4 protein-coding genes and 1 pseudogene are annotated in these 5,998 nt (G+C 70.3%); all 5 read right to left on the reverse strand.

Going from position 1 to position 5,998, the window contains the following annotated elements:
* A partial coding sequence (locus H613_RS0120490; RefSeq protein WP_211234910.1) for a carbohydrate ABC transporter permease occupies window positions 1-745 on the reverse strand: 745 nt, incomplete at its 3' end.
* 20 nt (window positions 746-765) lie between these two features.
* Entirely contained in the window at window positions 766-2,061 is a 1,296-nt protein-coding gene (locus H613_RS0120495; protein ID WP_026925248.1) for an ABC transporter substrate-binding protein, read from the reverse strand.
* Between the two features lie 74 nt (window positions 2,062-2,135).
* Window positions 2,136-3,593 carry a rhamnulokinase gene (locus H613_RS0120500; RefSeq protein WP_026925249.1) on the reverse strand — a complete coding sequence of 486 codons (1,458 nt, stop codon included), beginning with the start codon at window positions 3,591-3,593 and terminating at the stop codon, window positions 2,136-2,138.
* Window positions 3,590-5,623 (reverse strand): bifunctional rhamnulose-1-phosphate aldolase/short-chain dehydrogenase, encoded by a 2,034-nt coding sequence (locus H613_RS0120505; protein WP_026925250.1) that lies wholly within the window; start codon window positions 5,621-5,623, stop codon window positions 3,590-3,592. Before H613_RS0120505 ends, H613_RS0120500 begins: the two co-directional genes overlap by 4 nt.
* Window positions 5,624-5,998: pseudogene (locus H613_RS31525) on the reverse strand (L-rhamnose isomerase); the annotation flags it as partial. It abuts the gene before it with no gap.

The raw sequence follows: 5,998 nt of genomic DNA on the forward strand, positions 1-5,998 counted from the left end.
CCATCAGGACGTTGAAGAAGATGACCGGGGAGAGCATGGGGAGGGTGATCTTGACGAAGCGGTGCCATTTGCCGGCGCCGTCGACCTCGGCGGCCTCGTAGAGTTCGCCGGGGACTTGGAGGAGTCCGGCCATGAAGATGACCATCGGCGCCCCGAACGTCCACACGCTGAGCAGCACGAGCATCAAAATGGAGACGTCGGGGTTGCCGATGAAGCCCCCGCCGTTCCAGCCGAAGGCGGACATGAACTGGTCTTGGGGGCCGCCGTTGGCGAACAGGGCTTTCCACACGATCGCGATCCCGACGCTCATGGCGATCAGGCAGGGCATGTAGAACGCGGCCCGGTAGAACCCGATCGCGCGCCGTTTCTGCACCAGCAGCATCGCCACGAGCAGGGAGGCGATGAGTTTCAGCGGCACGGCCAAGACCACGTACAGCAACGTGACTTTGACCGCGCGGGCGAACATGGGGTCGTCGAACATGGCCGTGTAGTTGGCCAGGCCGATCCATTCGCCGCCGCGGATGAGGTGGTAGTCGGTGAACGAGAGGTACAGCGACCAGGCCATGGGGCCCAGGGTGAAGGCGGCGGTGCCGATGATCCAGGGGAGCATGAAGGTGTAGCCGGCCAGCCGCTCACCGGAGCGCAGGGCCGAGGAACGACGACGCGTTCCCCGGCCCCCGCCCGACGACGACGGCCCGGCCCCACCCCGCACACCCGGCGCGGCAGTCGAGGAAGAAGCAGACACGAAGAACGTCCTTGTAGTAGTTACTGTTCGGTGGCCAGGAGAGTCTCGGCTTCGGTGAAGAACAGCTCAGCCGCCTCCTCAGCCGTCATCTCCGCGTACTGCACCTGCTCGTAGATCTCCGCGAACTTGACCTCGATCGCGCCGGTGGCCGCGGGCGGCGCAGGCGGCGGCGTGGTCAGGTACTGCTCGACGCTGGCCTCGTAGTCGATGACGGCCTGCGCGTACTCGTCGACCTCGACGTTGTCCTTGCCGACGTTCGTGGCCGGGATGCCCCGGTTGGTGCCGAGGATCGCGATGGCCTCCGGGTCGGTCTGGAGGAAGTCGACGAGCTTGGCGCTCTGCTCGGTGTACTCAGTGGTGCCCGAGATGACCAGCTGCATGCCCGGCTTCAGGTAGAGGCCGAGGTTGTTCGGGTCCACCGTCGGCGGCGCGGTGAGCGCCAGGGTGCCGCCGTTGTCGGCCACGGTCGGCGCCAGGCTCGGCATGAAGTTGTCCCAGGTGATCTCCGAGGCGAGCGCGTCCTGGACGAGTCCGTCGGTCGTCCACTCGATGGTGATCTCGACCGGAGGCACGTGCCCCGCGGCGTACGCCTCGGCGCTGGTCCCCCACCATTCGACGAGATCGGGCTGCTCGAAGTTGAGCGCGGTGCCGTCCTCGGTGTAGAAGCTGCCGCCCTGCTGGCGCAGCCACAGCTCCATGAAGTGGTACTGGCCGGCCCAGTCGCCGCCGCCCCACTTGCCCTCGCCGAGGGCGGGAGTCAGGGTGGCGATGGCGGCCTTGTAGTCGTCCCAGGTCTGTCCCGGTTCGAGCGCGGGCACGCCGTTCTGCTCGAACCAGTCGGACCGGTAGAGCAGGCTGAGCGTGTTGCCCGAGATCGGGACGGCGACGAGTTCACCGTCGAGCTTGGCAGTGTCCAGGAAGCCCGGCCGGTAATCCGAGGTGTCGACGACGCCTTCGAGTGGCAGGAGCATCCCGTTGCCGCCGAACTGGCGCAGCCGCGAGTAGTCCATCTGGAAGACGTCGGGCAGGTCGCGCGAGGCCATGCGGCCGGTCAGGCCCTCCCAGTACGTCGGGAAGTCGGCGAAGTTCGACTGGATCTTGATGCCCTCGTTCTTCTTCTCGAAGAGGTCGATGGCCTCCTTGTAGAGCCCGGCGCGGTTGTCGTCGCCCCACCATTCGAAGCTGAGCTCGATCGGGTCGTCGGCGGTTCCCGCGGGTCCGTCGTCACCGCAGGCGGCCGCGGCCCCGAGTGTGGCTGCTGCCGCGGCGCCGGTCAGGAGCGTCCTTCGCTTGGCGCGGTATGGATGGCGGATCATCGTTGATGCTCTCCTTGTTGCAGAGGGGTCCCGCTCGCGCGGGCCTTCGGGATCTATTCAGTTGCTCCCCAGTCTCAACCGGGGAAGTCTTCCAATCGGGCCGCGGCGCGCCGCCATTCGGCGGGGTCGCCGGCGGGCAGGTAGCGCCGCGGCTGGGCCGAGGCGCGCGCGGCGTCGCGCCTGGCCTCGGGGCCGGGTGCGATGAGGCCGAGCGCCTGGGCCTGAATGAGCGCGTTGCCGAGCGCGGTGGCCTCGTCGGGCCCGGCCAGGACCGGCCGGCCGGTGGCGTCGGCGGTCAGCTGGCACAGCAGCTCGTTGTTGGAGCCGCCGCCGACGATGTGGACGAGGTCGACCTCGGCCCCGCCGAGCCGTTCGAGGTCGGCGATGGCGCGGCGGTGGGCCAGCGCGAGCGAGTCGAGGACGCACGCGGCGATCTCGGCGGGGGTGCCGGGCACCGGCTGGCCGGTCTCGGCGCAATAGGTGCGGATGCGTTCGGGCATGTCGCCGGGTTCGGCGAAGACCGCGTCGTCGGGATCGACGATCGAGCGCAGGCGCGGGACGTCGGCGGCCGCCTTGACGAGGTCGGCGATGTCGAGTTCGGTTCCTTCGCGGCGCCAGGTGCGCAGGGACTCCTGGAGGAGCCACAGCCCGGCGACGTTGCGCAGGAACCGGACGGAGCCGTCGGCGCCGCGCTCATTGGTGAAGCCCGCCTGGAGCGCCTCGGCGCCGAGGACGGGCCGGTCGCGTTCGGTGCCGACCAGGGACCAGGTGCCGCAGGAGATGTAGGCGGCGTGTTCGGTCTCGTAGGGGACGGCGGCGACGGCGGCGGCGGTGTCGTGGCTGGCGGTGGCGATGACCCGGGTGTCGCCGTCCAGGCCGGTCTCGGCGGCGACGGCGTCGGTCAGGCCGCCCAGGACGGTGCCGGTGGCGGTGAGGTCACCGAGCAGGTCGCCGCGGATGCCCGCGGCTGTGCACAGCTCGTCGGACCAGGTGCCGGTGGACTGGTCGACCAGGCCGGTGGTGGAGGCGTTGGTGGCCTCGCAGGCGTAGGCGCCGGACAGCCAGTACGAGAACAGGTCCGGGATGAGCAGCATCCGCTCGGCGGCCTCCAGGGTCTCGGGCCGTTCGGCGGCGAGCTGGAAGACGGTGTTGAACGGCTGGTGCTGGATGCCGGTGCGCGCGAACAGCGCCTCGGCGCCGGTGGCGGCGAGGAGGTGCTCGCGGGCCTCGCGGGTGCGGGTGTCGCGGTAGCACACGGGGGTGCCGACCAGGTCGCCGCCGGCGTCGAGGAGTGCGTAGTCCACGGCCCAGGAGTCGACGGCGATCGCTTCGGCGCCGTCTGCGGCGCGCAGGCCTTCGATGACGCCGTTCCACAGCCCGAAGACGTCCCAGTACAGGCGTCCGGCGGCGGCGACGGCGCGGTTGGGGAACCGGGCGGCCTCGGCCAGGCCGATCCGGTTCCCGTCCACGGCAGCGGCCATGACCCGGCCCGAGGAGGCACCGAGGTCGACAGCGGCCAGGGTCGTCGTCATCGCAGGAATCCTTGCGGGTTGCCCGAGTCGACGGGGATGTGGATGCCGGTGGTCAGGCCGAGGTCGGGTCCGACCAGCGCGTAGACGGCGTCGGCGACCGAGGCCGGGAGGATCTCCTTCTTGAGCAGGGTGCGCCCGGCGTAGTACTGGCCGAGCTCGTCCTCCTTGACGCCGTAGACGGCGGCCCGCTGGGCGCCCCAGCCTCCGGCGAAGATGCCCGAGCCGCGCACGACCCCGTCGGGGTTGACGCCGTTGACGCGGATGCCGTGCTCCCCCAGCTCGGCGGCCAGCAGCCGCACCTGGTGGGCCTGGTCGGCCTTGGTGGCGGAGTAGGCGATGTTCTTCGGCCCGGCGAACACGGCGTTCTTCGAAACGATGTAGACGATGTCGCCGCCCATGCCCTGGGCGATCATGAGCTTCGCGGCCTCGCGGCTGACCAGGAACGAGCCCTTGGCCATGACGTCGTGCTGGAGGTCCCAGTCGGCGGCGGTGGTCTCGACCAGCGGTTTCGACTGCGACAGTCCGGCGTTGTTGACCACGAGGTCGACGCCGCCGAACGCCAGGGCCGCCTTGGCGACGGCGCCGGCGATCGCGTCCTCGTCGGTCACGTCGGCCGCGACGCCGACCGCGACGTCCGGGCCGCCGATCTCGGCGGCGGCCTCGGCAGCCTTGTCGCCGTCGAGGTCGGCGATGACCACGCAGGCGCCTTCGGCGGCGAGTCGCTCGGCGGTGGCTTTGCCGATGCCGCTGGCCGCGCCGGTGATCAGGGCGATGCGGCCGGCCAGCGGCATCGGCGCCGGGAGGCGTTTGAGTTTCGCTTCTTCGAGGGCCCAGTACTCGATGCGGAACTTCTCGGATTCGTCGATGGGCCGGTACGACGAGATGGCTTCGGCGCCGCGCATGACGTTGATGGCGTTGACGTAGAACTCGCCGGCGACCCTGGCGGTTTTCTTGTCGGCGCCGAAGGAGAACATGCCGACGCCCGGCACCAGGACGATCGCGGGGTCGGCCCCGCGCATCGCGGGCGAGTCGGGTTCGGCGTGCCGCTCGTAGTAGGCGCGGTAGTCCTCGCGGTAGGCCGCGTGGCGCTCCTTGAGGTGATCGATCACTTCTTCGAGCGGGGCGTCGGCGGCGGTCTGGAGGACCAGCGGCCGGACCTTCGTGCGCAGGAAGTGGTCGGGGCAGGAGGTGCCGAGCGAGGCCAGCTCGGGCATCTTCTCAGTGGAAAGGAAGTCGAGGACGGTGTCCTCGTCGCAGAAGTGCCCGACCTGGCGTCGGTCGGTGGAGGCCAGGCCGCGGATGACCGGTGCGAGGGCGGCGGCGCGCTCGACGCGAGCGGCGTCGTCGAGCTTCGCCCACTTGTCGACGCGGGAGCCGAAGGGCTCGGCCTTGCCGCGCTCGGCGATGAACGTCTCGCAGCCGCGGATGATCTCCAGGGCATTGGCTTCGCATTCACCGGAGGTCTCGCCCCAGGCGGTGATGCCGTGTCCGCCGAGGATGCAGCCGATGGCCTGGGGGTTGTCGCGTTTGATCGCGGCGATGTCCAGGCCGAGTTGGAATCCGGGGCGGCGCCAGTCGACCCATGCGACGCGGCCTGCGAAGCACTCCTTGGTGAGCGCCGGGCCGTCGGCCGCGGTGGCGAAGGCGATCCCGGAGTCGGGGTGCAGGTGGTCGACGTGCGCGGACTCGACCAGGCCGTGCATGGCGGTGTCGATGGAGGGCGCGGCGCCGCCGCGGCCATGGAGGCAGTAGTCGAAGCGGGCGACCATCTCGTCCTCGGCTTCGACGCCGGGGTAGGTGCCGGTCATGGCCCGCAGCCGGTCGAGCCTGAGCACGGCCAGGCCCTCGGGCCTGAGCGTGCCGAGGTCGCCGCCGGAGCCCTTGACCCACAGCAGGTCGACGTTCTCGCCGGTGACCGGGTCGGTCTCGGTGCCCTTCGCGGAGGTGTTGCCGCCGGCGAAGTTGGTGTTGCGCTTGTCGGCGCCGAGCCGGTTGGACCGGGCGATGAGGTCGTTGACTGCCTGGTTCACCTAGGCCCCCCATCCGGCGGCTTGGCCGCCCTGGCGCGATTCGATGATCTCCTCGGCGTAGCCGCTGGCGCCGTACGCCGCGAACGGGTCAGGATGCAGGCCCTGCTCTTCGCGCAGCTCGGCCAGCATGGGACGGACGTCGGTGTTGTAGGCGTCCATCAAGACCGCGTTCGCGCCGAGGACGTCCCCGGCGGCCTGCGCCGCCTCCAAGGCCCCCCGGTCGACCAGGAGGGCCTTGGCGGTCGCCTCCTGCACGTTCATCACCGACCGGATCTGGCCGGGGATCTTCGGCTCGATGTTGTGGCACTGGTCGAGCATGTACGCGATGCCCGAGTCCGGGCCGATCGCCGCACGCAGCGCCAGCTCGTGCAGGAT

This window comes from Glycomyces arizonensis DSM 44726 (assembly GCF_000482705.1).
GTDB lineage: Bacteria > Actinomycetota > Actinomycetes > Mycobacteriales > Micromonosporaceae > Glycomyces > Glycomyces arizonensis.